Origin of the sequence: Pelagibacterium sediminicola, assembly GCF_003390885.1 — a bacterium.
GTDB lineage: Bacteria > Pseudomonadota > Alphaproteobacteria > Rhizobiales > Devosiaceae > Pelagibacterium > Pelagibacterium sediminicola.
The window spans coordinates 149,970-174,610 of sequence record NZ_QMEL01000002.1; the positions used below are offsets into that span (position 1 = coordinate 149,970).

The window sequence follows — 24,641 nt, forward strand, 5'->3', positions numbered from 1 at the left end:
CTAGGCGGGAACATCACAGCATCGATCAGGTCTATCCGCCATGCCCTTCAACGAACGCTCCAAACACATCACGCAGGGCATCGCCCGCTCGCCCAATCGGGCCATGTATTACGCGCTGGGCTATGAGAAGGCCGATTTCGACAAGCCGATGATCGGTATCGCCAACGGCCACTCCACCATCACCCCCTGCAATGCCGGGCTCCAGCCGCTCGCCGACGCGGCGGTGGCGGCCATCAGGGAGGCGGGAGCCAATCCGCAGACCTTCGGCACGCCGACCATTTCGGATGGCATGTCCATGGGCACCGAGGGGATGAAATACTCGCTGGTGTCGCGCGAGGTGATCGCCGATTGCGTCGAGCTTTCGGTGCAGGGCCAGTGGATGGACGGCGTGCTGGTGCTGGGCGGATGCGACAAGAACATGCCCGGCGGCATGATCGGCATCCTGCGCGCCAACGCCCCCGCGATCTATGTCTATGGCGGCACCATCAAGCCGGGGCGCTGGAAGGGCGAGGACCTGTCCATCGTCTCCGCCTTCGAGGCGGTGGGCGCTTTCATGGCCGGAACGATGACCGAGGAGGATTTCGAGGGCATCGAGCGGAATGCCTGCCCCACGACCGGTTCGTGCGGCGGCATGTACACGGCCAACACCATGAGTTCCTCGTTCGAGGCGCTCGGCATGTCCCTGCTCTACTCTTCCACCATGGCCAACCCGGACCCCGAAAAGCTCGAAAGCACCGCCGAATCGGGGCGCGTTCTGGTCGAGGCGGTGAAAAGAAACATCCGGCCCAGCGACATCATCACCGCGAAATCCATCGAGAACGCGGTCGCGCTGATCATGGCCATCGGCGGGTCGACCAATGCAGTCCTGCATTATCTGGCCATCGCACGGGCTGCCGGGATCGACTGGACGCTCGACGATTTCGAGCGCGTGCGGCGCCAGGTGCCGGTGCTGTGCGACCTGAAACCCTCGGGCAAATACATGGCGGTGGATCTCCATCAGGCCGGGGGCATTCCGCAGGTGCTCAAACTCCTGCTCGATGCCGGGCTGATCCATGGCGATTGCCTCACCATCACAGGGCGCACGCTGGGCGAGGAACTGGCCGATGTGCCCTCCACCCCGCGCGATGACCAGCACGTCATCATGCCCTTCGACAAGGCGCTTTACCGCGAGGGGCATCTGGCCATCCTCAAGGGCAATCTGGCCGAGGACGGGGCCGTCGCCAAGATAACCGGGCTCAAGCAGCCGGTGATCACCGGCCCGGCGCGCGTCTTCGATGACGAGCAGACGGCGATGGACGCGATCCTTTCCGACAAGATCAAGGCGGGCGACGTGGTGGTACTGCGCTATCTCGGCCCCAAGGGCGGGCCGGGCATGCCCGAAATGCTGGCCCCCACCTCAGCGCTCGTCGGGCGTGGGCTGGGGGAAAGCGTCGGGCTCATCACCGACGGGCGCTTTTCGGGCGGCACATGGGGCATGGTGGTGGGGCACGTCGCGCCGGAAGCCTATGAGGGCGGCACCATCGCGCTGGTCGAGGACGGCGATACCATCACCATCGACGCGCACCGGTTGCTGCTGCAACTGGAGGTGAGCGAAGAGGAACTCGCCCGGCGGCGCGCGAACTGGAAACAGCCAGAGCCGCGCTACAGGCGCGGCGTCCTCTCGAAATTCGCCGCGCTGGCCCGCCCGGCCAACGAGGGCGCGGTCACCGGCTGACCGCGATCAGTTCTGTGCGGGTATCGCGGGCCGCAGAAAAGAGGCGGCGAGGGGCGGATATGGAGCGCTTCCAGTATAAGTGAACACCACTTATGCGGTTCGGAAGCGCGACCAATCAAAGGCTTAGATCGTTTCAGGCTCTGATGGAAACACCCAGCTTCCGCCCTCTTGGAAAATTGCGCTGGATTGCCGGTAATGAATACCGGAATGACACTGGTGCTTTTGGCAAGCTGCTGCCTAAAACTCCACCGTCACCCCGGTACTTGTTACCGGGGTCCAGAGCACGGCTTGCACAAAGCATACAGCCTCGGTGATGCCGTCAAGACCTAATAGGATCTTAGAGTGCCTAACAAAACCAGAGACGGCCACGACGCGCGCAATTTGTTCAGCCCGCAAGGCGCCGCGTGCAGCCGATACCAAGGTATCGGCAAACGCGGGAACGCAGCGGATGGACAAATTCCGCGCGCCGCAGGTGGGGTTTGGACGGCCGGCTGCCGTGTCCAGTCGCTTGGCGATACCCCCGGTATCGCCCGCGCGCCTGTCCTTGCATCCGACTCGTCCAAACCCCATCGTGGCCATCTCTGGTTCTGTTAGGCACTCTTAGCGCGCTTACAAAAACGCGCCCTGCGCAAGCAATTGGCCGCGCACTGCGGGCGCCGAGACCTTTTCCCCTCCCGACGCGCTGAGCGCGGCGGAGATGCCTGCGGCGTGGCCCGTGGCGAAGGCCGTACCCATGACCCGGATCGAGCCATAGGCGATCTCGTCGGCACAGCCGATGACACGGCCGGCGATCCACAGATTGTCGAGATTTCGCGGGCGCAGGCTATCGAAGGGGATATGGTAGTACCGGTCCCCGCCCACAGGCCGATATTCCGCGCCGTCCAGTCCGTGATGCACTTCGGCGGGCCAGCAGCCGCAAGCTATGCCGTCATCCCGTTTCCTGCCCATCAGCACATCCTCGCCCGAAACGCCAAGACGCGGCGCGGCCTGCTCGGAGGCTCTTATCCCCGCCTGCGGCCCGGTCGAAGCGATATAGGCATCGGCAAAGGCGGGAACGGATTTTTTGAGCCTGGCAACCGCGCGCCATGCCAGATCCCGCCCGACCTGCTCGGCACGCGTGAGGGAAGCTCCGGTGAGCCCGTCTGTCAGGATGTCGATGCCCAGCCACCAGTGATCGCCCGAGTCGGGCAGCTTGAAAATACCGCCGCCATCTGATCGGATGCGGGCATCCGGATAGTCGTTGGTGACATCATCGAGGCTGCGAGCGATTTCGGCACGGTCCCAAACGGCATCGCGGGAAATGCCGCCGATCCGGACGGGAAAGGACGCCGGAGGCCGCTGCTCGAATGGCCTTTCGGGCTGGGAGAGTGGCGCCGAAGCAAGGCGAACCAGATTGGCGTCGCCCGACGCATCGACGAAGGCATCGGCCGAAATCTGCCGCCGGCCGCCATGGTCCTGGATCGTAATCGCTTCCACACCTTCATCCGTCGCCACCGCGTCGACCACACGCGTATGCAATAGAACCTCGACACCTGCTTCGGCCACGACGCCATCGAGCGCGTGTTTGAGGGCTTCGGGATCGAGCATCACGATCCAGTTGCCGGTCCTGTTACGGATCGGCTCGGCATTCGCACCAAGTTCGGCCAGCGTCTCAAGGACACGGGCGCCCACACCCCGCACCCCCATCAAAGGCACTTCAGTGCTCGTCCAGAAACCGCAATAGGCCAGAACGTTCGATCCCGTGGCCGCCCCGCCCAGAAAGCCGTAACGCTCGACCAGCAGCGTGCGTGCACCCGAACGTGCCGCACCAACCGCTGCAGCGACCCCGGCCGAGCCACCGCCCACCACCACCACGTCGTAATGCCTATCGATCAAAATCAAACCCCATATACCTGGCAACCTCATCGGTCTGCATTTCGGCCATCGCATTACCGCCGATCGTCCTGAGACCTCGCTGCCTTGCCGCCTTCAGAAGGGGCGTATCCACGGGTTCGGTGATGACATCGGCAACGCAGCAATGGCCGGCGAGCGCCGCCAGACCATGCGCGTCCAGCGGACTTGAACGGCCATCCATGCCAACGGGCGTGGCGTTGACCAGAATGGAAAGCGCGGCAGGATCCGGCGGCCTTCCGGCGGAAAGCATGGAGCGGCCATGCAACGCGAAGCGGGCGGCCACCGCTTCCGCCCGGCCCGGCCGTGTATCGGAAAGCCAGACAAGGCTCGCCCCGGCATCGCAGAGCGCCAGCGCAATGGCGGTGCCTGCGGCGCCGGCGCCGATTACCCAGCATGACGCCCCTTCTATGGCGACATCATTGGCGGCAAGCGCGCCGGCCATGCCCCATCCGTCCAGCATGTCGCCCTCGAGCCTGTTGTCCGCTGTCCGGCGAATGACGTTGACGGCACCGATGATCGTCGCGGAGCCTGAAACCTCGTCGATCAGAGCGCTCACGGCTGCCTTGTGCGGAAGGGTTACGACACAACCCGGAATGTTGGCCGAGAGCCGCATCATATGCACAAAGCTTGGCAGGGCGGGCGGGGCGAGGTCGAGCGCCACCATGACCGCGTCGATCCCGTTGCCGGCAAAGCGCGCGTTCAGCACGCCCGGCATATGCACCTGCCGCACGGGATGACCGATCATGGGTATAACGAGCGTCTTGCCCGATATGGAAGAATTGTCGCCAGGCAAGATCATGGACCGGGGGATAGATTTGCGCGCTTGGCCGCGCCGCAAGGTGAAAAAATGTCGGGCGACAACCGGCCCGACCCTATGGCCGCTTCGATATGTTCAATGGCCGGAGAAATGTCGATATCCTGTTCGGCCAGCCAGTCATCGCTGAAATAGGTGTCGTGATATCGCTCTCCCGAGTCGCAGATCAGGCTGACGATCGACCCCTCACGGCCCTCCGCCGCCATCCGGCTCGCCGCCCACAGGACGCCGATGAAATTCGTGCCGGTCGACCCGCCTACCGTCCGCGAGAGCATGTCCGAGAGAACCCGGCACGCCGCAATCGATGCAGCGTCGGGCACCTTGATCATCGCATCGACCACGCCGGGGATGAAGGAGGGCTCGACGCGCGGCCGGCCAATGCCTTCGATCCGAGAGGGACGGTCGGCGGTGCGTGAGGGATCTGCGTCGCGCCAGCCCTCGAAAAAGGCCGAATATTGCGGGTCCGGCACGCAAAGCTTCGTCGGCATCCCGCGGTAGAGGATGTAGCGCCCCAGCGTGGCCGATGTGCCCCCCGTTCCAGCGCTCATCACGATCCATTCCGGCACCGGATGCCGTTCGAGCGACAATTGCTCCATGATGGAACAGGCAATGTTGTTGCTCCCACGCCAATCCACGGCGCGCTCGGCATAGGCGAACTGGTTGAGGAAATGACCGTTTTTCCGCGCCGCCAGAGTGCTCGCTTCCTGGTAGATATCGGAGGGGTCATCAACGAAATGGCATAACCCGCCATGCTGGATGATCGCATCGATCTTGCTCTTGCTCGTGGCGCGCGGAAGAACGGCGTAGAAATCGAGCCCCAGGCATCGGGCGAAATAGGCCTCGCTGACAGCAGTCGAGCCGGACGATGCTTCAACCAGCACCGTATTGCGCCCGATGATGCCGTTGCAGACCCCGTAAAGGATCAATGAGTGGGCCAGCCGATGCTTAAGGCTTCCCGTCGGATGCGTGGATTCGTCCTTGAAATAGATGTCGATGCCGGGAAATCCCGGGAGGGTCATGAAGCGCAGATGGGAATCGGCAGCACGACGCCCCTCGGCCTCGAGCAAACGCACGGCCTTCTGAGACCAGGCCTTATCCAATCGCCGGTCGTTTTCGACGACAGAATTTTCCAGCATGCCAGACATTTGGAACCCGTTGTGCCCAGGGAGAGACCGGGCGAACCGCGCCCGTTTCGATGCGGGCACGCAAGTCGCCTCGCGTGCCCGTACTGCGTTTGGATGAAGATCAGTCGGCGGTGATGAAGCCGGGGCCGAACATCATCGCGTCGCTGTTGACCGTGGTCCATTCGTAGTCGTTGGACACAACCCAGTTGACCACGTTGCGCCACAGCATCAGCGCCGGCTGCTCACGCTCCCAGATCGCAACCATCTCGCGGAACAGCTTGACCTTTTCTTCCGGGTCGGGCTCGGCCAGATACTGTTCGCCAATCTCCACGAAATCGGCCGGAGGCGTCCAGCTACGGTCGTCGGCGCGGGTGGCACGGGCCGAATCCGGCCCCCAGAAACCCCAGATCGCGCGCGTCGGCGTCCCGTCGAACACCACCGACATGGACATGTTGAGCAGGCCGAAAGGATGCTTGAGGGCAAGCGGCCAGCTATCGACGATGTTGAGACGGACGTTGATCCCCAGATTGCGCCACTGCTCGGCCACGAATTCGACCGCAAGGTCGAAATTGGCATAGGCGCCGCGCACGACGTTGATGACGACTTCCTCGCCATCATAGTCGGACTGTGCCAGATATTCGCGCGCCGCATCGAGATCGTATTCGATGAGGGGACGGACATCGGGGTCGTAATAGGCCGGAGTGTCGGGGAAGTTGAACGGCGCGGGCGCAAAGGTCGCCTCGCCCCAGAGCGCCTGCACCAGTGCATCGCGGTCGATGGCTGCCGTCATCGCATAGCGCAGATTGACGTCAGCAGTCGGGGTGGGTGCGAATTCGGGCAGGTCCAGCGTATTGTAGGCCAGCATGATGTAGCCATCGGCCGGCCGGCTGATATAGGTCAGGTCCTCGTAGGACTGGACGGTTTCGATTTCATCGACCGGGGTATTGACCATGACGTCGTACTGGCCGGACACCATGCCTGCCAGACGGCCCGAAAACTCGGGAACGACGCGGAACTCGATGGTTTCAAGCGGCGGCGTTCCGCCCCAATACTCATCGAACGCCTCAAGCTTGACGTGGCTGGACTGATCGAACTCGACCACCCGGTAAGGCCCGGTGCCGATCGGCTTCTGGCCAAAGCCTTCCGGCCCCACTTCCAGATAGTAGTCGCGCGGCACGACGAAGCCGAGCGGCGTGACGAAGCGGTAAGGCAGGTTGGGGTCGGCCACGGACGTCCTGACCTCAACGGTCGTGTCGTCGATCGCCTCGACCGAAGCAAAAGAAGTGGTATAGCGCGTGCCGGTCGGCACCAGCGCATTTTCACCCCAGATCCGTTCTTCCGAAAGCGTGAACGCCACATCTTCCGCCGTCATCGTTTCACCGTTGTGGAACTTGACGTCTTCGCGGATGGTGAAGCGCCAGGTCATGTCGTCGACCTGCTCCCATTCATCCACCACCGATGGCGCCAGCTCCCCGCCTTCGGGATCATCGAGCCAGTTGCGCCCCACGATGGGATCGTAGATGTTGCTCATGATGCGAAGGGAATTGGTGGAGTTCCCGTCGATCGGTTCGAGACTGCGGTAAAGCCCGTTGACGGCGATCACGAAATCGGGCCGATCGGTCTCCTGGGCAATGGCGCCGCCCCCGATCAATCCGGTGGCGATCACCGCGAATGTGGTTAACAGAGTTTTCATTTTCGGTGTCTTTCACTCCCTGAGCTTGCGCTGGAACATCGATAAAAGCCGACCGGTAGCGCAGAATCCGGCGGGCGTCATTGGTAGGCCGGTCCGTCAGCTTCGGCGCAATGTCGGGTCCAGCCTGTCACGCAGCGCATCGCCCAGAAGGCTGATCGCCAGCGTAGTGATGAAAATGAGCGAACCGGGGATAACCGCCAGCCACCAGGCCCGGGCAAGGCTGTCCCGCCCTTCCCCCAGAAGCTGGCCAAGACTGGTCAGCGGCGGCTGGATGCCCAGCCCCAGAAAGCTCAATCCAGTTTCGAGAAGGATGGTCTGCGGAAAGTTGAGCGTCGCCTGCACGATGACGATATTGAAGACCGTGGGCAGGATATGGCGCCTGTCGATGGTCATCTTGGAAACGCCAATGGTGCGCGCAGCTTCCACGAACGGCAACGTATGCGCGGACAGGGCCCCGCCACGTACGAGGCGCGCATAGCTTTCCCAGCCGTAAAGCCCCAGGACCACGACGAAAAGGGTGAGCGAATTGCCGAAAATGGCAACGATCGCGAGGGCAATGATAATGAAGGGAACTGCCGCCTGAAGGTCGATTACCCCCAGGATCAGTCCGCCGACAAGTTTTCCGCTCCGGGCCGAAAGCAACCCCAGAACCGTGCCCAGCACCGCACTGATCACCGTGCCCACCAAGGCAAGCCCGATGCTCAACCGCGTGCCAAAGACCAGCCGGGCCAGCAGATCGCGGCCCAAGCCATCCGTGCCCAGCGGATAATCCCAGCTACCGCCGGCGAAAATGGGCGGCAGGTTGCGCGACAGCAGATTGGACGCGCTATAATGATGGGGCGTGAGGTAGTCCCCCAGGAGCGCAAAAGCCACGACCAGCACGAGCATCGCGGCGGGAATCGCGACGCCAAGGTTCAAACGCCTCATCACGCACCTCCCGAGCGGCGGCTGGTGCCGATGCGGGGGTCGAGCCACCCATAGAGCAGGTCGACCAGCATGTTGGAAAGCGCCATCGTGGCGGCGGCGAGGATAACGACAAGCTGAACGACAGCCAGATCCCGATCGGTAACCGAAGTCACCAGAAGCCGGCCAACCCCCGGCCAGGCAAACACCGTCTCGATAACCACCGCCCCGGCAATCATCGACCCGACACTGAAACCGGCCAACGTCACCAGAGGCACCAGAACGGCGCGCGCGACGTGATGAGTCATCCGCCGCAGCGGCGGCACGCCGTTTGCCTTGGCCGTACGCATGAAGGGAGAGGACAGCACCTCTAGCACCGCCGACCGCGTCATGCGCGCATAGGAACCGGCAGTCGCCATGCCCATCGTGATGACCGGCATGATGAGGCTGGAAGGACCGTCAAAGCCGCCGGCAGGAAGCACGCGCAGGCTCAGCGTAAACAGCAGGATAAGCAGAATGCCCAGAAAGAAATTGGGCATTGCAAAGCCGAAAACCGAAAAGCCCATGACGAATCTGTCGAGCAATTTGCCGCGATGGACGGCGGCGAACATCCCCGCCGGAATCCCGACGACAAGAGCAAGGAGCAGGGACAGGCCCGTAAGCATCAGGGTCGGGCCGATCCGCGGCGCGACCATATCCCAGGCACTGCCACCGGTGCGGAAGGAAATTCCGAAATCGCCTGCCAGGATGCCGCGCAAATAGGACAGGTATTGAATGAACAGGGGCTCACCCAGGCCGAACCGCTCGCGATACTGGTCGATGACGACCTGCGGCGCGTCGGATGGCACCATCGCAGCCACCGGGTCGCCGGTCATGCGCAGCAGGATAAAAACCAAAGTGGTGGCCGCCCAGACCGTCAGCACGAAACGGAGCAGCTTCCCCAGCAAAAACGAGAACGACAAGGAACCTCCGGCTTACCGGTATTTTTTAATATATCGCCATCTATTGGGTACAGTTACCCTAAAATCGACATCATGCGCAACACCATTCTTCAATATCACAATAAATTAGAATATCATATCGATCTGATATTGACAGCACTTTACATGCGGACTAAGGAAACGAGCTTGGCGCGCGCCTGCTCCGCGAGTGAGCTTGCATGCGCTTCGGCCAACTGTTCGAATGGCCAGGGAAGAGGCCTGAATGCACCAGCCACTACTCGATGTTCGTAATCTCTCGGTCCGTTTCCAGACGGCGGGCGCTCCGGTGATTGCCGTGGACAATATCAGTTTCTCCGTCTCTCAAGGGGAGGTCCTTGGCGTGGTGGGGGAATCGGGTTCGGGCAAAAGCCAGACCTTCATGGCCTTGGGTGGACTTCTGGCTTCAAACGGCGAAACCACGGGCGAGGCGCTGCTCGAAGGGCATGACCTGCTGGCGCTTTCCGACCGCGAACTCGACCATATACGAGGCCAGAAGATTTCCTATATCTTTCAGGACCCGATGACGGCACTCAACCCCTTTCGTTCGGTTGCCGCACAGATGACAGAGCTATTGCGGCTGCATCGTGGCCTTGGTCAAGCCCGCGCGCGAACCGAGGCGCTGCGATTGCTCGAACGTGTCCGGGTGCCCGACGCGCGCCGCCGCCTCGACGCTTATCCGCACGAACTCTCCGGCGGCATGCGCCAGCGCGTCATGATCGCCATGGCACTCTCCAATCAACCCAGGCTTCTGATCGCCGATGAGCCCACCACCGCGCTTGACGTCACGGTTCAGATTCAGGTCCTCGATATCCTGGACGAGTTGCGCCGCGAGGAAAACCTTGCCGTCGTCCTGATCACCCACGACATGGGCGTTGTGGCCCGGCTCGCTCACCGGATAATGGTCGTCTATGCCGGAACGATCGCCGAGGAGGGGGAGGCCGAAGACGTGCTGCTCCGGCCAAGCCATCCCTATACGGCCGGGCTCCTTGCATCCATGCCGGACCTTGCGGCTCCGCTGACCCAGCTCCAGCCCATCCGCGGCTACCCGCCCGACGGACGGAAGGCCCGCATAGGCTGCATGTTCGCACCCCGCTGCTTCAAGGTTCAGCCTGTTTGCAGGGACGTGACGCCTGCCCTCGAGGCCCGGGTCAGCCGTCAGCGGCAGGCTTGCCATTTCCCGCTTGAACCCCGGGACACCGCGATCGCGGGAGGCGCGTCATGACGACGGGCATGGAGGGGCTGGAAGTCGATGCCCTCTCGATAACCTATCCCATCGGCCAGGGTCCATTTCGTCCCCGCCTCGAACTCAAGGCGGTGCGCGAGGTGAGCCTTTCGATCGCCCCCGGCAAGACGCTCGGAGTGGTGGGAGAATCCGGCTGCGGAAAATCGACGCTGGCGCGCGGCATCCTGCGGCTGCAAAGGCCCGACGGCGGCACTGTCCGCTGGAACGGCCAGTCGATTTCAGATTTGACCGATGACGAGTTCCGGCATGTGCGTCCCGAGATGCAGATGGTGTTCCAGGACCCGCTCGCATCGCTCAACCCCCGGATGCGGGTGGCGGACATCATTGCCGAGCCCCTGGTCACCCACCGACCGGAACTTTCGGGGAGCAAACGCCAGGCGCTCGTTGCCAAGGCCATGGAGCGAGTGGGGCTGCTGCCCGACATGGCACGGCGCTTTCCTCACGAGTTTTCCGGCGGACAGGCTCAGCGTATCGGGATTGCCCGCGCCATCGTCCTCGAACCGGGATTGCTCATTTGCGACGAGGCCGTATCCGCGCTCGACGTTTCCATCCGCGCGCAGGTGCTCGTCCTGCTTGAAGAATTGCAACAAACGCTCGGACTGGCCATCCTGTTCATCAGCCACGACCTTGCCGTGGTGCGGTACATCGCCCATGAGGTGATGGTGCTCTATCTCGGCCGGGTCGTGGAACATGCCGAGCGCGATACGCTTTTCGCCAATCCCAAGCATCCCTATACACAGGCGCTGATCGGTTCGGTTCTCTCCAAGGACCCCGAGATCGAACGCAGCCATGAGGTGCCTCGCATCGGGGGTGAACTCCCCTCCCCGATCGATCCACCGTCCGGCTGCCCCTTCAACACGCGCTGCCCGCTCGTCCAGCCGATCTGCCGCCAGACCATGCCGGCTCTGGTTGTTCAGCCGGACGGATCGCAGGTCGCCTGCCATGTGGTGGAAGCTCAAAAGGCCGCCTAGAGGGCTTCTTGTTTTGACGGAAACAGCCTCCCCCTCTCCCCACGCTTTTCCGGTGAAAACCGGAAACCAGAACGAAGTCCCAACCGCCGCGAATGTCGAGGCATGGACTCCGGCTTTCGCCGGAGAAACAAGGAAGGGATTGCCGATTCCATTAAAGCCGGAAGCGCTCTACCGGGTGCTTTGGCGGCATAAAACCGGTGCACCGGTCATAGAAAGGAAACAGCAATGACGATTTCGGATCGCGAATGGGTGCGCCGCCATCTGGCGCTGGCCGATACGCCGGTGTCGGCTGAGGAGGCAGCCATCCTTGGCATGTTGACCGCCGATACCGTTGCCATCGCCCATTATGCCCGCGCACATCGGGTGGGCGGTACGGCTCACGATGACGTTGCAATCAATCTGGGTAAAGAGGGTAGCGTCGTCTGGGGCACCGGGCAGCGTGCGCCTTTTCTCGATGCCGCCTTCCTCAACGGGTCGGCTGCCGAAGCGCTGGATTTTCAGGAAGTGCTGCTCAATGGCCGAAACAACGGCCATGCCGCCGTCGTGATCGTTCCTGCGGTGCTGGCGCTTGCCGAACAGCGCGGTTCGAGTCCCGATGCGGTGTTGCGGGCCTTGCGCAGCGGATTTGTTGCCAATATCGGGTTTGGCGAGGCGCTGGGCCGCGCCCATCGTACCGAAGGGCGCGGCTTCCGCACGACCTCGCTCACCGCGACGCCGGCTGCCGCATTGGCTTGCGCCGCCCTTCTGGAAGCCGATCTCGAGGCGGCGCTGGCAGCGGTGGGCATCGCGGCCTGCGCGCTGCCCGCCGGATTGCTCAGCGCCATGTCGCCGGCGGTGGGCAGCTATAGCCAGGACAAGGATCTGTCCGTCGGATTTTCCGCCCGCCACGCGCTGCATTCCGCACTTCTCGCGCATGCAGGCGCCACCGGACCCGAGGCCCCCATCACCGGGGACAAGGGCTGGCTGGCCAGTTACGCCTCCGGATCTGCCGATACCACCTATCTGGACATTACACCGGAAGATCGGGAACTCTCTTCCTATTCGATCAAGCTTTTCCCCGCGAATTTCGGCTGTCAGGCGGCGATCCGCTGCGCCATCGAACTGGGGCAAAAGATCGACCCGTCACACGTCGAACATCTGGAAGTGCGGGTGAAGTCATCCAGCGCGCAGTCGCTGTCGACGCGGGCCATCGACAATCACCTGGCCGCCCGTTTCAGCCTGCCCTTTGCCGTTGCCAGCGCCTTTGTCCGCAAGCGCTCCGAGCTTGCCGACTTCGAGGGCGGGGCCGTGGCCGATGCGGGCGTTCTCGAATTCATGTCGCGTGTCGAGATCGTCGGCGATGATCAACTCGAAAAGCGGCATCTGGAACTTGGCATCTTCCCTGCCCGGATGACCGCGCGCGGTCCGGACGGCGTTCTGGCCGAACTTGCCTATGATGGCCCCTTCCACGACATGAGCGAGACAGAAGTGGAAGCAGCCTTCGCCGCCAAGCTCACAAGCCTTACCGGTGAGGAGATCGGCGGGCGGCTGATGGCGTATGCGCGCAACCCCGCCGCATCCGATGCACTCGCGCTTTTGCGATAGGTTCGGACAAGGACGCTGGAAATGCTCGATCTGGAAGACCGCGTTTGCCTTGTCACCGGCGCGGGGGGAGATATCGGCGCCGCCATTGCCAGCCGGCTCGCCCGGTTCGGGGCCCGAGTGGAAGGCGCCGATCTCGATCCCGGCCGCGTCACGGCAAAACTCGCCCGGCAGTGCAACGCCCTCAAGCTCGATGTCACCAGCGAAGCGGATTGGGACGAGGCCATCGCCGCCATCACCGCGCGCCATGGCCGGCTGGATGTCGTGGTCAATTGCGCCGGCCTTTTCTCCCGAACCGGCGACCGCATCGACCGGATGGATCTATCCGAATGGCAACGCCTTCACGCCGTGAACGTCGATGGGGCTTTTCTCGGCACGCGTGCCGGCATTCGCGCCATGAAGAATTCGGGCGGCGCGGTCATCAATATCGGTTCCATTGTGGGCTATTTCGGCGCCCGCAGCGGTGTTGGCTATGGCAGCAGCAAGGCGGCGATACGGGGCCTCACCATGCAGGCGGCGGCCAGTTGCGTCTCCGCGGGCATACCGGTCCGTGTCAATGCGATCCATCCCGGCTATGTCCTCACCGACTCGGCTCTGGCGAGCGAACTTGCCCGTCACGGCACGCGCGAAAAGGCGGTCGCCGCCTTTGCGACGCGCAATCCCGGCGGCACCGTCATCACGCCCGAGAACGTTGCCGACGCGGTCGCCTTTCTTGCCTCCGACATGGCCCGAATGATCAATGGCGTACAGCTATTGGTCGATGCCGGGCTTTCGACACAGATGCCGGGACGCAGCTTCGTCCCCTCCGAAGACACATAGCAGAAGCGGTTGGACGCCATGACCACCGACAGCGCGATAAGCCTCATCGAAACCTTGTTGTGGGAGCAGGATGCCGGATACAGCCTCATGGACCGGCACCTGAAACGCCTCGAGCACTCGGCCCTGTTTTTCGGCATTCCCCTGAATTTGTACGAGATCGGAAACCTGCTGACCGGCACCGCTGCCGGCTTTGAGACCGAGCGCATGCGCGTGCGCCTGCTGCTCGACCAGGAAGGCGTTCCGAGCATCACGGCCACGCCCCTGACGCCCCCCGACCCCCGGCAGCCGTTCCGTTTCGTCATTGCGCGCGAGAGGGTCGACACAGATGATATCTACCTCCGGCACAAGACCACGCACCGGGCCTTCCTCGACGAGCCGAGGCTGTGCGCGACAGCCAGTTGGGGCGTGGACGAAGTGGTGTTTCTCAATCAACTGGGACAGTTGACAGAAGGCTCGTACACATCGCTTTTCCTGGAAAGGGACGGAAAACTACTGACGCCCTCGATCGAATGCGGCCTGTTGCCGGGAACGCTTCGTGCCGAGTTGCTCGCCACCGGCAGGGCATGCGAAGCCCTGCTCTACCCCGCTGACCTCTCGACGGCCGACCGAATCTGGTTGGGAAATTCGGTGCGCGGACTGCTGCTGGCGCAACTTGAGATTCCGCCCGATTCGCTGTCCGAGCATATTGGTGCTTGATGGATACAATTTAAATGCGCAAAGAAAACAGTCATGAAAAGACAACGCATTCTTGTGACTGGTGGCGCGGGTTTTCTTGGGTCCAATTTATGTCGAGAACTGCTTGGGCAGGGCAATGAGGTTCACTGCCTTGACAATCTGGCGACGGGCACGATGCACAACATTTCGCCGTTACTTGGCGATCCGGCCTTTCAATTTGTCGAGCATGACGTAACCACGCCGATGGTCCTTGACGTGGACCGGATCTATAATCTGGCGTGCCCGGCTTCACCCAGGCACTATCAGGCGGATCCAATTCGCACGCTCAAGACAAGCGTCGTCGGGGCGCTGAACATTCTGGACCTTGCGGCGCAGAAAAACGTGCCCGTACTGCAGGCCTCGACGTCGGAAGTATATGGCGATCCCGAGGTTCATCCCCAATCGGAAGACTACTGGGGACACGTCAACCCGATCGGGCCACGTTCCTGCTACGATGAGGGCAAGCGGGCCGCTGAAACGCTGTTCTTCGATTATCATCGCCAGCGCGGGGTCGATATACGGATTGCCCGTATCTTCAACACTTATGGCCCCCATATGCACCCAAATGATGGCCGTGTTGTTGCAAATTTCATCATTCAGGCGCTGCAGAACAAGCCAATTACTCTTTACGGCGATGGCTCCCAGACCCGCTCGTTTTGCTATGTGGACGATCTCATCGCCGGTCTTATGGCATTGATGGACAAGGGGGCGGGGCTCGGCGCCGTCAATCTGGGGAACCCCGCCGAACTGCCGGTCAGGGAGTTGGCGGAGATTGTCATCGAGCTTACCAACTCGCGATCCCCGATCATCCACATGCCACTCCCGATCGACGATCCCCGCCAGCGGTGCCCCGACATCGAAAAGGCCCGGAAGACCCTCAACTGGACGCCCCGCGTAACGCTCGAGGAAGGACTGCGGCACACCATCCAATATTTTGACGCGGCAATATCCGCCAAGCGGCACGTTTAATTGACCGAATAGAACGAAGCGTCACGGGCCCGGTGTTCTCCAATGAGTTCTACGGCGCGGCGTGTCTGGGTTTCAAAAGCAAGCGTTTGCGCGAACGCCTCGCTGTACCTGACAATTGCTCTCACCTTGGCATCGTTACTGCGAACCCATTGGATTTTTTCGGCAAAGTCTGTCATGTCCGCAAAAATGGACACACACGGACGGCGCCTTTGCACCAACCCGATTGAGCGCCAAACTGGCAGGTTCAGACATTATTTCCGTAATTATGCGGATCATGCTTGCCGATGTCGGGGACGTCCTTCAAGAACTTTACAATGCCCTACGTCTCACCCTTTGCCGGGCACAACTATAAGTGCTCCCATGATCGCTCCATAGAGGACGGTCTGGGGCAAGATTCCGATCATTGTATTGGTTAGACCGAGGCCAAAGAAACCACCTGCCAGGACGAGCGCAACAATCAATCGCGCCTTACCATCGGAAGACCGGTTGTTCCACCATGCCAACAATGGACCAACAATAACGAGAGCGTAGGCAACGAGCCCCAAGGTTCCACCCAACACCGCAAAGTTGGAGACATCGTTGTGCAGATGATCGAAACCCTCATAAGGGCTGTTGTCCGGGAAATACGCTTCCACAACCGGCATCATATTGGCCCAGCCATGTCCCCAGATTGGCGAGTCCCGGAAAGCTTGAAAGGCGCCTTCCAGCATCTGGCTTCTGGGAATATCTACAGCATGGAGATTGCCGGTCAGCACGCCCTGGTAGAGGTCGCCAACTCCCGTAATTGCCCGCGATGCCAACGGGGAAACCGCGAAACCTATAAATCCGATAGCGGCTGACAGCGCCATCCCGAGCAGGAAGACCTTGTCGCGCCAGTGCCAGGCAATGAACAAGGGCAAGATGCACGCGATGAGCAGGAAGGCTGCCAGAAAGGGTCCGCGCGAGCCGGACAGAAAAACGCCAGCCAATCCCAGCGCTGGTCCAAGAAGAAAGATGTAGCGCCACCGGCTTCTTGACCCCTCGAATCCCGCCAGTGCGATAAAACCCAGAAGTAGCATAATACCGGCGTAATGGATCGGATTGTTCCCCACGCCCATGCGCAGGCTCTGACCGCTCCCTAGTTCGGCGGCACCGGCAACGACGCCCAGAGCGGCACCGATAAATGCCAGACTTGCGATCACTTCGATGCTAGCCAATCCCGGTACAATACGCGGCAGATAGAGAAAACCAAGTGAAAGTAACGGTAGAACGAGAACGGCCGGCGCAAGCCAGTTTTCAGCGGTTTGCGGCCCGGCGAGCAATGTTGCCAGCACGATAAGGCCCAGGGCTGAAAGCAACACCCATGTTACAGGCATATTGGCTCGCCCGGCTTCTCTGATGAGGGTCAGCAGCGTCAGGATTGTCAGTCCCGCCATCGTGACATAGACGGCGTGATAGGGCGCAACCGCTGGCAAGACGAATGCCGAAACCAGCGTCACGGCGGCAATGGTATAAAGTAAAACATTCATCAAAACAGTCCTGAAAACCTATAGGCAGGCATTAAACGCCGCAAAGGCGGCGCGGGTCCGAATTGAACTCTACTGCGCTGCAGCGGTAACTTCATCGAAAACTCCGATATTATTCTGCTGGCGAAATGGGGAATGCCATGAGATCACAAGCCGCAAGCTTTCGGAGGCGAACTATACCTCAGGGACCGCGGAGTTCGTTCAGTCCTGTTAAACGCTCCAATACCGTGCCACCCAGATCATCAGACCGCCAGCGATGGCTGAGCTTGTGAACCGGCACTTTACGCTCATCGATGAGCCGTAATACGCTTGCAGGCGGATCCTCCGAAAAAGCGTGGACAGCAACAGCAAGAGGGCCCAGAGCCGACCGCTTGCCCATCGCATCCCAAATACGACGAGCCTCCGGATCAGCCTTTGCGAGGTACTCCATGAGATACATCATCCAGTAGTACCGGTGTTCTTTCCTGAATCGCCCCCAATAGGCCTTAAACAGTTCCAGCATCGTTGCGATGAAGTAATTGTCCTTGGCGCCGGCAATGAACCAATTTTCGATAGCGCGATAGGGTCGAGGGTCAGTGAACACAAAAAAGCCCGCGCCTGCCACTTGGGGCAACCAGCCATCAAGCGGTCGGACGCAAAAAAGCGATGCATCAGCCCACACGCCGCCATGCTGATGCAAAAGCAATGTTCGGGCCAGATCGGAACGGTTCTGCCGGGTCATATCGGTCCTGACGATCTCGCTATAGCCCGCGATATGGCGAGGCAGGCTTTCCTCATCCAGAAGCCTTACGTCCCAGCCGGGGTTCTGCTCCTGCCAGCTTTTCGCGCATGCCTTTGCAAGATCAGGGGCCTTGTCCCATCCCTGCTGCCACAGCATCCAGATCGTTTTCGGAATATCGGGATGAAGGCTTGTGGATGTCGTCTCCAGCGAACTGTATGCCTGCCGCGCCTTTTCCACTTCGAGAGGATCGCGCAGGTTCACTGGCCGGTATGCCGGATCAAACGCGCCCCGAGCGGCCTTCAAGGCCGGGGCAAGCATGATGGAGCGAATGGTCCAGGCGCCGGGCATCCTGAACGAGGAATGCCCGGCGTTCTCGGGCAGGCGCGGCGCGCTATTATCCTGCATCTGTTTTCAGGCCCCTTATCGATGCATCGTCAAGTCTGGTTCGCGCCCTTACGAGTTCGTCGTCGACAGCAAGATCATTGGTACGGCTGCTCAAACGACTCTCGTCCTTCCATCCGGTGTTGATCCCGCGAAAATGCCAAAAGAACGCTCCTTTCAAGAACGTCTTCGTAAACGGGGGACGCTTATGAATCCAGTGCCAGTAAGGATGGACGGCAAGTGACTTCGTCCAGGAGCGGCGGGGATCGAGTATCCATTTTACAGGGGAACTGTCACTAAGGTTTTTGTCCCGATCCACCAGTGAAAACCGCTCATGGGCATCGCTGCTGGCTGAGGTTTGCCCCGACGATCCCGTGTCTGGCTCGACCCAGCGTCCCGGCAGGATCAGCAACCCTGCCCGTGTTTCTGCGACAATGTCGTAAAGCGAGCGGCCACCGGGCGCGTTTGCCAGTTCATCGATATCGCAGTTGAGCAAGCCACGGGCCTGCCCGGCAAGTCGCCTGAGAACAATACTCATGCTCGAGATCTGGGCAAAGTGCGCCCAGTACGGATTGACCTTTACCGCTGGATCGAAGGCACCGAAAAGATACGGAAAATCTATGACACCGACCGTCTTCAGCCCATCGACCGCGCCGAGCGCTGCCTCGATCTCCCCGACATCGTAACGATCCGAACCGTTGTCGAACAGGAAGACCGTGTCGGTGCCGTGCAACCGGACATGCCAGTCGGCCCAGTAGCGAATCCAGTCCAGATCGTTGTTCTTGCTCATGGTGAACAGGACACGCGATCCGGCAGTTTTTTCAACGAAATTCGGTTGCACCGCCAGTTCAAAAACGCGGCCGGCAAATTCGAGCGCGATGCGGTCCGTATTTTCCGGCGCGGGAGTCGTTTCGACCAGCATCGTGGAAAGCGATTTGTGGCTTTGAAAGCCAAGCCTTTCCCCCGAAGGAAGCGCTGTGATCCTGGCCTTTTTCCAAAGCCTTGCGAGATTCAGAGACGGGGGCCCCGCGATGACTATACGCTTGTGGTCCTCGTGCCAGAAAACGTCATAAATCAGTTGCAACGCGTCGAATGCGGCGGAGAACGCCGCTGGCCGTTCTCTTGCCGGATGGCGCATCTGCCGCCGGATGCCCATGTCCGCGGGCAATCTCAGGCTCGTGCATCCTATCTGCAGTTGTGTTGCAGCATCGTTTGTCATCGGCCTGGTTCAAGTTTCGCTGTTGGAAAGCAGATGTTCGTACGGCAGGATCGCCAGGTGTCCTTGGGTCAAGCCCGGCAAAATGTCAAATATCGTCGGCGGCAATAGTATCGAGCTTTGACCGATGCGGGCTTGATGGCTACAAGGCCCGACAATCATTTGTTTTTCAACCGGCAATTGCGATCCCTCTATGCGTCCGACCCTGTTCATCTCCAACGGCATGGGAGAAGATTCCATGTCGGCAGAAATCATAAGGAGAGTGGATTCATGCCTTGAGGCCGAGGCCTACCCCCTGATCGGTGCCGGGCGCGCCTTCGATAATCTGTGCAGGATCGTCGGCCCCCGCGCCGATGTTCCCAGTGAAGGCTGGAGGCATAGGCGGTGGTCGGTCGTGCGGGACCTTGCCTCGATCTCCGCAATCATGCCCCGCGCCATTGGCTATCTGCGCAGGTGCAGGGGCCGCTATGACAAGGTCGTGGTGGTCGGCGATACCTCCGCCGTCATCCTGAGCGCTCTTGCCGGGTTGAAGGTCGATCTCTACATAGACGTATTCAAAACCGGCTACTCCCACCGCTACACAGCCGTCGAAAGTCAGGCAATCCGCCGCGCGGTCAAAAAGGTCTTCTGCCGCGACGACATGTTGGCGGCACAGCTACGCGAAAAGGGGATCGATGCCGTCTCGCATGGCAACATCATGCTCGACACGGTGACCTATGGCGATATCGCGATCACCGGCTCAAAGGATGACGGCATAAGCCGGGTCGGGCTGCTGCCGGGATCGCGCACAGGCACGCCCCAGGCTTTTGCCCTGCAAATCGATGCGCTCGAGATGATCGCCAAAAGGGCGAATGTCATCGGTGTCGCCGCTATCGCCGACGGCATCGATATCGCTGCGCTGGCGCAGGCGGGCGGATTGGCATATTCGCCTCTCCCGGCATCCCATACGCACGATATGGGGCACCTGTCCGGTCGCGGCATCCGGATTGAACTTTATCGGGGGGCAACGGGAAACGTTATCGAAGCGTCCGATGTCGTATTGAGCCAGGCTGGCACAGCAACCCAGCAGGCATTGGGACTGGGCAAGCCGGTCATCACATTTTTTCCGCCCGAGCACCGCAAGAAGCGCATGGACGACGAACAGGCGCTCATGGGCGAATCCCGTCTCCTGCTCCCCCCCGATCCGGCCGCGATCGCATTTGAGACGGCACGGCTGCTTGAAGATCCGGCGGAACGCGCACGGCTGGGCGCGATCGGCAAGCAACGCCTCGGCGGGCCGGGAACGCTCGATGCGGTTATTGCCGAACTCTGCAGGGGCGATCCAGCCGACAAACGCGGCACGGGCCATCCGAAATAGAAACCATACCTGAAAGCGAGGCCCGAGGCAGCCCGCGCCGGTCAGAACGGCCAGAATACCGGAATGAAAATCATGCCCAGAACCCAGAAGATCAGATTCAGCGGCAGGCCCACCTTGAGAAAATCGGTGAACCGGTAGCCGCCGGCGCTGTAGACCATGGTGTTGGTCTGATACCCCACGGGCGTTGCAAAACTGGTCGAGGCGGCAAATGTCACCGCGATCAGGAAAGGGGTGGCATCCACGCCCAGGATGTTGGCGGTGGACATGCCGACGGGGGTGAGCAGCACGGCGGCGGCGGCATTGCTCATGAACTCGGTCAGCAGCAGCGCCATCAGATAGAGTACGGCCAACGCGGCCAGCGGCCCGAACCCGCTTGCCAGGCCCAGAGTGTTGGCAACGATGAATTCGGCGGCGCCGGTCTGACTCATGGCGACGCCCAGCGGCAGGAGCCCGGCCAGAAGTATGATGATGCGCCAATCGATGGCGTCGTAGACCTTGTCCGCGTCCAGACAGCCCGCAAGGGTCATTACGACGCCCCCGATCAGCGAGGTGATGGCGATGGGCGCCCAGCCGACTGCCGATATGCCGATCACCAGCGCCATGGTGGCGAGGGCGAAAGGCGCCCGCCAGCCGGCTGGCTTGTCCGCTCCGCGTTCGCTGAGCACGATGACGTTCGGGTCGTTGCGCAATGCCGGCATCTCGGCTTCCGGGGTGAGCATCAGCAAGACATCACCGACATCCAGCCGTACATCCTTCAATTGCTTGCGCAGTATCTGGCCGCGCCGGTGAATGGCCAGAACCGTTGCATTGTGCCGCCAGCGCCGGTCGAGCAGCGCCAGCGAGCTTCCGATGACGCGCGACTGGGGCGCGATCAGCACCTCGGTCAACACCTGTTCGGTGCCTTCTTCCAGGGTCTGGGTCCTGAACTGGAATTCGGTATTGATCTCAAGCCCGGCCTCCACCCTCAGGTGATCGAGCTTCGACCAGTCGCCCCGGGCAATCAGGATGTCGCCTTCCTCAAGGATCTGCGAGCGGGGCGACCAGACCTTTTCATCCCCGCGCAGCAATTCGAGAACGAAGACGCCGAAGTCCTCACCCAGCTTTGCCTCACCGACGGACACGCCGATCAAAGACGAATCCGGCAGCACCCGAAGCTCGGTGATGTATTTGCCCAGCTCATACTGTTCAGCCAGTTCGGTGGCGCGCGCATCGGGCAACAGCCAGCGCCCCAAAGTCAGCAGATAGATGCAGCCGACAACAAAGCAGATCACCCCCAGCGGAGTGAATTCAAACATGGAAAAGCCGGGATGACCCAGATCCCGGGCCATGGCATTGACCAGCAGGTTGGTCGACGTACCCACAAGGGTACACACCCCCGCCATCTGCGAAACATAGGACAGGGGAATCAGCGCCTTTGAGGCGGACATGCCGATGCCGGCGGCGGCGGTCATGACCAGCGGCATGAACACCGCAACCACGGCGGTGTTGTTCACGAAAGGCGCAATCACGGCCAGCACCCCGAACAGGATGAGCAGGAACATGAGGGGCGACCTGGCCCGCCCCAGCAGGCGCCCGATGCCCGAAAGAGCGCCGCTGTTTTCCAGGCCAGCCGCAAGAATGAACATCGCCGCGACCGTGATCGTGGCCTGATTGCTGAAGCCGCCCAGCGCCTCGCCCGGACTGACGAGGCCAAGAATGGCCAGCGCCGACAACACGAGCAGTGCTATGGCATCGATCCTCAGCTTCTCGGTGGCAAACAGCGCGATGGCGATCAGGGCGATGCCCAGCACCAGTGCAATCTCGACTGTCATCGTTGGTTCCTTCCTGCCCTGATGCCCGGAGGCATCCCCCGGGAAAGCTAGATCGTTTCAGGCTCTGATGGAAACACCCAGCTTCCGCCCTCTTGGAAAAACTGCGCTGGATTGCCGGTAATGAATACCGGAATGACACTGGTGCTTTCTGCTGACTCCCTCCCTTCAATGTCACCCCGGTACTTGTTACCGGGGTCCAGAGCACGGTTTCCACAAAGCGTATAGCCTCGGTGAATCCGTCAAGACCTGAACGGCTCTAGCATATTCATGCCGAGGTTGATGGCTACCCGGATGCGGGGTCGATCGCTCATAAAAAAGCCCGCCTTGTGAGGGCGGGCCGTTGGTATGTAAGCGGAGGTATTCAGCCGCCTCGCGCCATCGATGGCGCCTGGGGGCGAGATGGTCCCCGCCTTTTCGGGCCTTCGATCAGCCCTTCGCGAATAGCCTTCTTTCGCGCTTCCTTGCGCGTTCGACGCACAGCCTGCGCCAGTTCCCTGGCTCGTTTTTCAGATGGTTTCTCATAGAATCTCCGAAGCTTGGCCTCACGAAAGACACCTTCTTTCTGAAGCCTCTTTTTCAGGACACGGAGAGCTTGGTCGACGTTGTTGTCGCGTACTTGTACCTGCAAATATTTTCCTATCTTCGTGCCCGCTTCACCCGGCGGGCAAGCGGCAAAGCGCCTCCGGGCGCTCCCAGGGCATACCTATCACAATGAATGCGCGATTGCACGTTGAGCGGAATCGTCCATCAGGGCCATGATCCTGCCGGGGCAAAAATGCAGCGTGCGAACGACGCATTTTCATTGGTCATGAGCGCGGTTGCCCCTCTCATCCAGTCCCGAAAATATCGCGCGTGAAAACCTTGCCGCGCACATCGGCGAGATCCGATGTCAGCCGGTTGGCGACGATGACATCCGATGCCGCCTTGAAGGCGGCGAGGTCCGTCATCACCTCCAGGGACGCAAAGGTGGGGCTATCGACCGCCGGTTCATAAACGATCACCCTGACGCCCTTGGCTGCCAGCCGTTTCATGATCCCCTGCACGGCCGAATGACGTATGTGGTCCGAGTTCGTTTTCATGGCGAGACGGTAGATGCCGACGCATCGGGGGTTTTGCGCAAGAATGGTTTCCGCCATGAAATCCTTGCGTGTCCTGTTCGCCTCGATAACCGCTCCGATGAGGTTTTGGGGGACATCGGCGTAATTGGCCAGCAATTGCCGTGTGTCTTTCGGCAGACAGTAGCCGCCGAAGCCAAAGCTGGGATTGTTGTAGTGGCTGCCAATGCGCGGATCGAGGCCGATGCCTTCGATGATCTGCCGTGCGTCGAGCCCATGCGCCATGGCGTAGCTGTCGAGTTCGTTGAAATACGCCACGCGCAGCGCAAGAAAGGTGTTGGCGAACAGCTTTATCGCCTCGGCTTCATCGGAGCCGACGAGCATCACCGGCACGCCATCACGCTCAATACCACCCATCAGAAGATCGGCGATCGTGCGCCCCTGCGCGCTCCTGTCTCCCACGACGATCCGCGAGGGATTGAGGCAATCGTGCAGCGCCCGGCCTTCACACAGGAACTCGGGGACAAAAACGATCCGGTCGGTTGCAAGCTCGGCGCGAAGCCTGCGGGTGAACCCCACGGGAACGGTCGAGCGGATGACGATGATCGCCGAGGGATTGATCTTGACGATATCCCTCGCGACGCTTTCCACCGAGCGCGTATCGAACTGGCCGGTTCCGGGATCGTGATCGGTCGGCGTTGCAATGAAAACGACATCGGCTTTTCCATACGCCGCGTGCGCATCCTGCGTCGCCTCCAGCGTCAGCCGGTGCCCGGCGATGAACCGGTCGACTTCCTTGTCCTCGACCGGGCTTTTTCCCCGCGCGACCGCACCGACCCGCACGGGATCAAGATCCACGCCCACCGTTTCGTGATGCCGCGCAAAAAAGATCGCGTTCGCAGTCCCGACATACCCCAAACCCACCACGGCGATCTTCATCTAAAACACTCTGAAATCCCTGCCGTGGCGGCGCGCGTCCGCCGAGCGCAACAAGATCAAGGTCATCGTTACCTTACAACCTCAAGTCAACGCCGACAGGCACCGGGCCGGGCCGTTCCATGGCTATGGCGCGCGCCCATGTCCGTCTGGCCCAAATCAACCTCCGCGCCAATCGCGAAGGCTGATTTTCGCCGTCCAATTGATAAACATGGACGGGATTGGCGCTTTCTGCATTCAT

The 24,641-nt window shown here is 61.1% G+C and carries 21 protein-coding genes; 8 read left to right on the forward strand and 13 right to left on the reverse strand.

The window, feature by feature from the left end; translation table 11 throughout:
- The first annotated feature begins 40 nt into the window (after window positions 1-40).
- Complete coding sequence (gene ilvD, locus DQG18_RS03940; RefSeq protein ID WP_116652940.1) at window positions 41-1,714, forward strand: dihydroxy-acid dehydratase; 1,674 nt, start codon at window positions 41-43, stop codon at window positions 1,712-1,714.
- A 609-nt stretch (window positions 1,715-2,323) separates the two neighbouring features.
- On the opposite strand, the gene DQG18_RS03950 is transcribed toward ilvD, so the two are convergent.
- The 6 genes from DQG18_RS03950 to DQG18_RS03975 form a co-directional block, all read right to left on the reverse strand.
- A complete protein-coding gene (locus DQG18_RS03950) occupies window positions 2,324-3,589 on the reverse strand; it encodes an FAD-dependent oxidoreductase (RefSeq protein WP_157969987.1) in 1,266 nt (421 codons plus the stop codon).
- Window positions 3,579-4,352, reverse strand: coding sequence for a shikimate dehydrogenase family protein (locus tag DQG18_RS03955; protein ID WP_157969988.1), 774 nt, complete (start codon window positions 4,350-4,352; stop codon window positions 3,579-3,581). Before DQG18_RS03955 ends, DQG18_RS03950 begins: the two co-directional genes overlap by 11 nt.
- Window positions 4,353-4,402: 50 nt before the next feature.
- A complete protein-coding gene (locus DQG18_RS03960) occupies window positions 4,403-5,557 on the reverse strand; it encodes a PLP-dependent cysteine synthase family protein (RefSeq protein WP_245958360.1) in 1,155 nt (384 codons plus the stop codon).
- Window positions 5,558-5,666: 109 nt separating this feature from the next.
- Window positions 5,667-7,238, reverse strand: a complete 1,572-nt coding sequence (locus DQG18_RS03965) for an ABC transporter substrate-binding protein (RefSeq protein WP_116652945.1) — start codon at window positions 7,236-7,238, stop codon at window positions 5,667-5,669.
- Window positions 7,239-7,334: 96 nt separating this feature from the next.
- Window positions 7,335-8,165 (reverse strand): ABC transporter permease, encoded by an 831-nt coding sequence (locus tag DQG18_RS03970; protein ID WP_116652946.1) that lies wholly within the window; start codon window positions 8,163-8,165, stop codon window positions 7,335-7,337.
- The gene (locus tag DQG18_RS03975; RefSeq protein WP_245958361.1) at window positions 8,165-9,103 is read right to left on the reverse strand and encodes an ABC transporter permease; all 939 of its coding nucleotides are present in this window, start codon (window positions 9,101-9,103) and stop codon (window positions 8,165-8,167) included. The genes DQG18_RS03970 and DQG18_RS03975 overlap by 1 nt, the downstream gene beginning before the upstream one ends.
- A 241-nt stretch (window positions 9,104-9,344) precedes the next feature.
- Between DQG18_RS03975 and DQG18_RS03980 the strand changes: the two genes are divergently transcribed.
- The 6 genes from DQG18_RS03980 to DQG18_RS04005 all read left to right on the forward strand — a co-directional run bounded on the left by DQG18_RS03980 (window position 9,345) and on the right by DQG18_RS04005 (window position 15,418).
- Window positions 9,345-10,343, forward strand: coding sequence for an ABC transporter ATP-binding protein (locus DQG18_RS03980; protein WP_116652947.1), 999 nt, complete (start codon window positions 9,345-9,347; stop codon window positions 10,341-10,343).
- Window positions 10,340-11,335, forward strand: coding sequence for an ABC transporter ATP-binding protein (locus tag DQG18_RS03985; protein ID WP_116652948.1), 996 nt, complete (start codon window positions 10,340-10,342; stop codon window positions 11,333-11,335). Before DQG18_RS03980 ends, DQG18_RS03985 begins: the two co-directional genes overlap by 4 nt.
- A gap of 225 nt (window positions 11,336-11,560) precedes the next feature.
- Window positions 11,561-12,919: an MmgE/PrpD family protein gene (locus DQG18_RS03990; RefSeq protein ID WP_116652949.1), complete on the forward strand. Its 1,359-nt coding sequence runs from the start codon at window positions 11,561-11,563 to the stop codon at window positions 12,917-12,919.
- Window positions 12,920-12,940: 21 nt separating this feature from the next.
- Window positions 12,941-13,735, forward strand: a complete 795-nt coding sequence (locus DQG18_RS03995; RefSeq protein WP_116652950.1) for an SDR family NAD(P)-dependent oxidoreductase — start codon at window positions 12,941-12,943, stop codon at window positions 13,733-13,735.
- A gap of 18 nt (window positions 13,736-13,753) precedes the next feature.
- Window positions 13,754-14,431 carry an aminotransferase class IV gene (locus DQG18_RS04000; RefSeq protein WP_157969989.1) on the forward strand — a complete coding sequence of 226 codons (678 nt, stop codon included), beginning with the start codon at window positions 13,754-13,756 and terminating at the stop codon, window positions 14,429-14,431.
- A 33-nt stretch (window positions 14,432-14,464) separates the two neighbouring features.
- A complete protein-coding gene (locus DQG18_RS04005) occupies window positions 14,465-15,418 on the forward strand; it encodes a UDP-glucuronic acid decarboxylase family protein (protein ID WP_116652952.1) in 954 nt (317 codons plus the stop codon).
- Window positions 15,419-15,744: 326 nt separating this feature from the next.
- On the opposite strand, the gene DQG18_RS04015 is transcribed toward DQG18_RS04005, so the two are convergent.
- The 4 genes from DQG18_RS04015 to DQG18_RS15965 all read right to left on the reverse strand — a co-directional run bounded on the left by DQG18_RS04015 (window position 15,745) and on the right by DQG18_RS15965 (window position 19,496).
- Complete coding sequence (locus DQG18_RS04015; protein WP_116652954.1) at window positions 15,745-16,926, reverse strand: O-antigen ligase family protein; 1,182 nt, start codon at window positions 16,924-16,926, stop codon at window positions 15,745-15,747.
- Between the two features lie 178 nt (window positions 16,927-17,104).
- The gene (locus DQG18_RS04020) at window positions 17,105-18,049 is read right to left on the reverse strand and encodes a capsular polysaccharide synthesis protein (RefSeq protein ID WP_116652955.1); all 945 of its coding nucleotides are present in this window, start codon (window positions 18,047-18,049) and stop codon (window positions 17,105-17,107) included.
- Window positions 18,039-19,244 carry a hypothetical protein gene (locus tag DQG18_RS04025; protein WP_157969990.1) on the reverse strand — a complete coding sequence of 402 codons (1,206 nt, stop codon included), beginning with the start codon at window positions 19,242-19,244 and terminating at the stop codon, window positions 18,039-18,041. The genes DQG18_RS04020 and DQG18_RS04025 overlap by 11 nt, the downstream gene beginning before the upstream one ends.
- Window positions 19,245-19,253: 9 nt before the next feature.
- Window positions 19,254-19,496 (reverse strand): hypothetical protein, encoded by a 243-nt coding sequence (locus DQG18_RS15965; RefSeq protein ID WP_198669653.1) that lies wholly within the window; start codon window positions 19,494-19,496, stop codon window positions 19,254-19,256.
- Between DQG18_RS15965 and DQG18_RS04030 the strand changes: the two genes are divergently transcribed.
- Complete coding sequence (locus DQG18_RS04030) at window positions 19,480-20,598, forward strand: glycosyltransferase family protein (protein WP_157969992.1); 1,119 nt, start codon at window positions 19,480-19,482, stop codon at window positions 20,596-20,598. The two genes, DQG18_RS15965 and DQG18_RS04030, sit on opposite strands and share 17 nt — an antisense overlap.
- Before the next feature lie 41 nt (window positions 20,599-20,639).
- Here DQG18_RS04030 and DQG18_RS04035 read toward each other — a convergent pair whose 3' ends face one another.
- The 3 genes from DQG18_RS04035 to DQG18_RS04045 form a co-directional block, all read right to left on the reverse strand.
- On the reverse strand, window positions 20,640-22,409 hold the full coding sequence (locus DQG18_RS04035) for an SLC13 family permease (protein WP_116652958.1): 1,770 nt from the start codon (window positions 22,407-22,409) through the stop codon (window positions 20,640-20,642).
- Window positions 22,410-22,770: 361 nt separating this feature from the next.
- Window positions 22,771-23,037 (reverse strand): 30S ribosomal protein S21, encoded by a 267-nt coding sequence (rpsU, locus tag DQG18_RS04040; RefSeq protein WP_116652959.1) that lies wholly within the window; start codon window positions 23,035-23,037, stop codon window positions 22,771-22,773.
- Window positions 23,038-23,236: 199 nt separating this feature from the next.
- The gene (locus DQG18_RS04045) at window positions 23,237-24,403 is read right to left on the reverse strand and encodes a nucleotide sugar dehydrogenase (protein WP_116652960.1); all 1,167 of its coding nucleotides are present in this window, start codon (window positions 24,401-24,403) and stop codon (window positions 23,237-23,239) included.
- Between the last annotated feature and the right edge of the window lie 238 nt (window positions 24,404-24,641).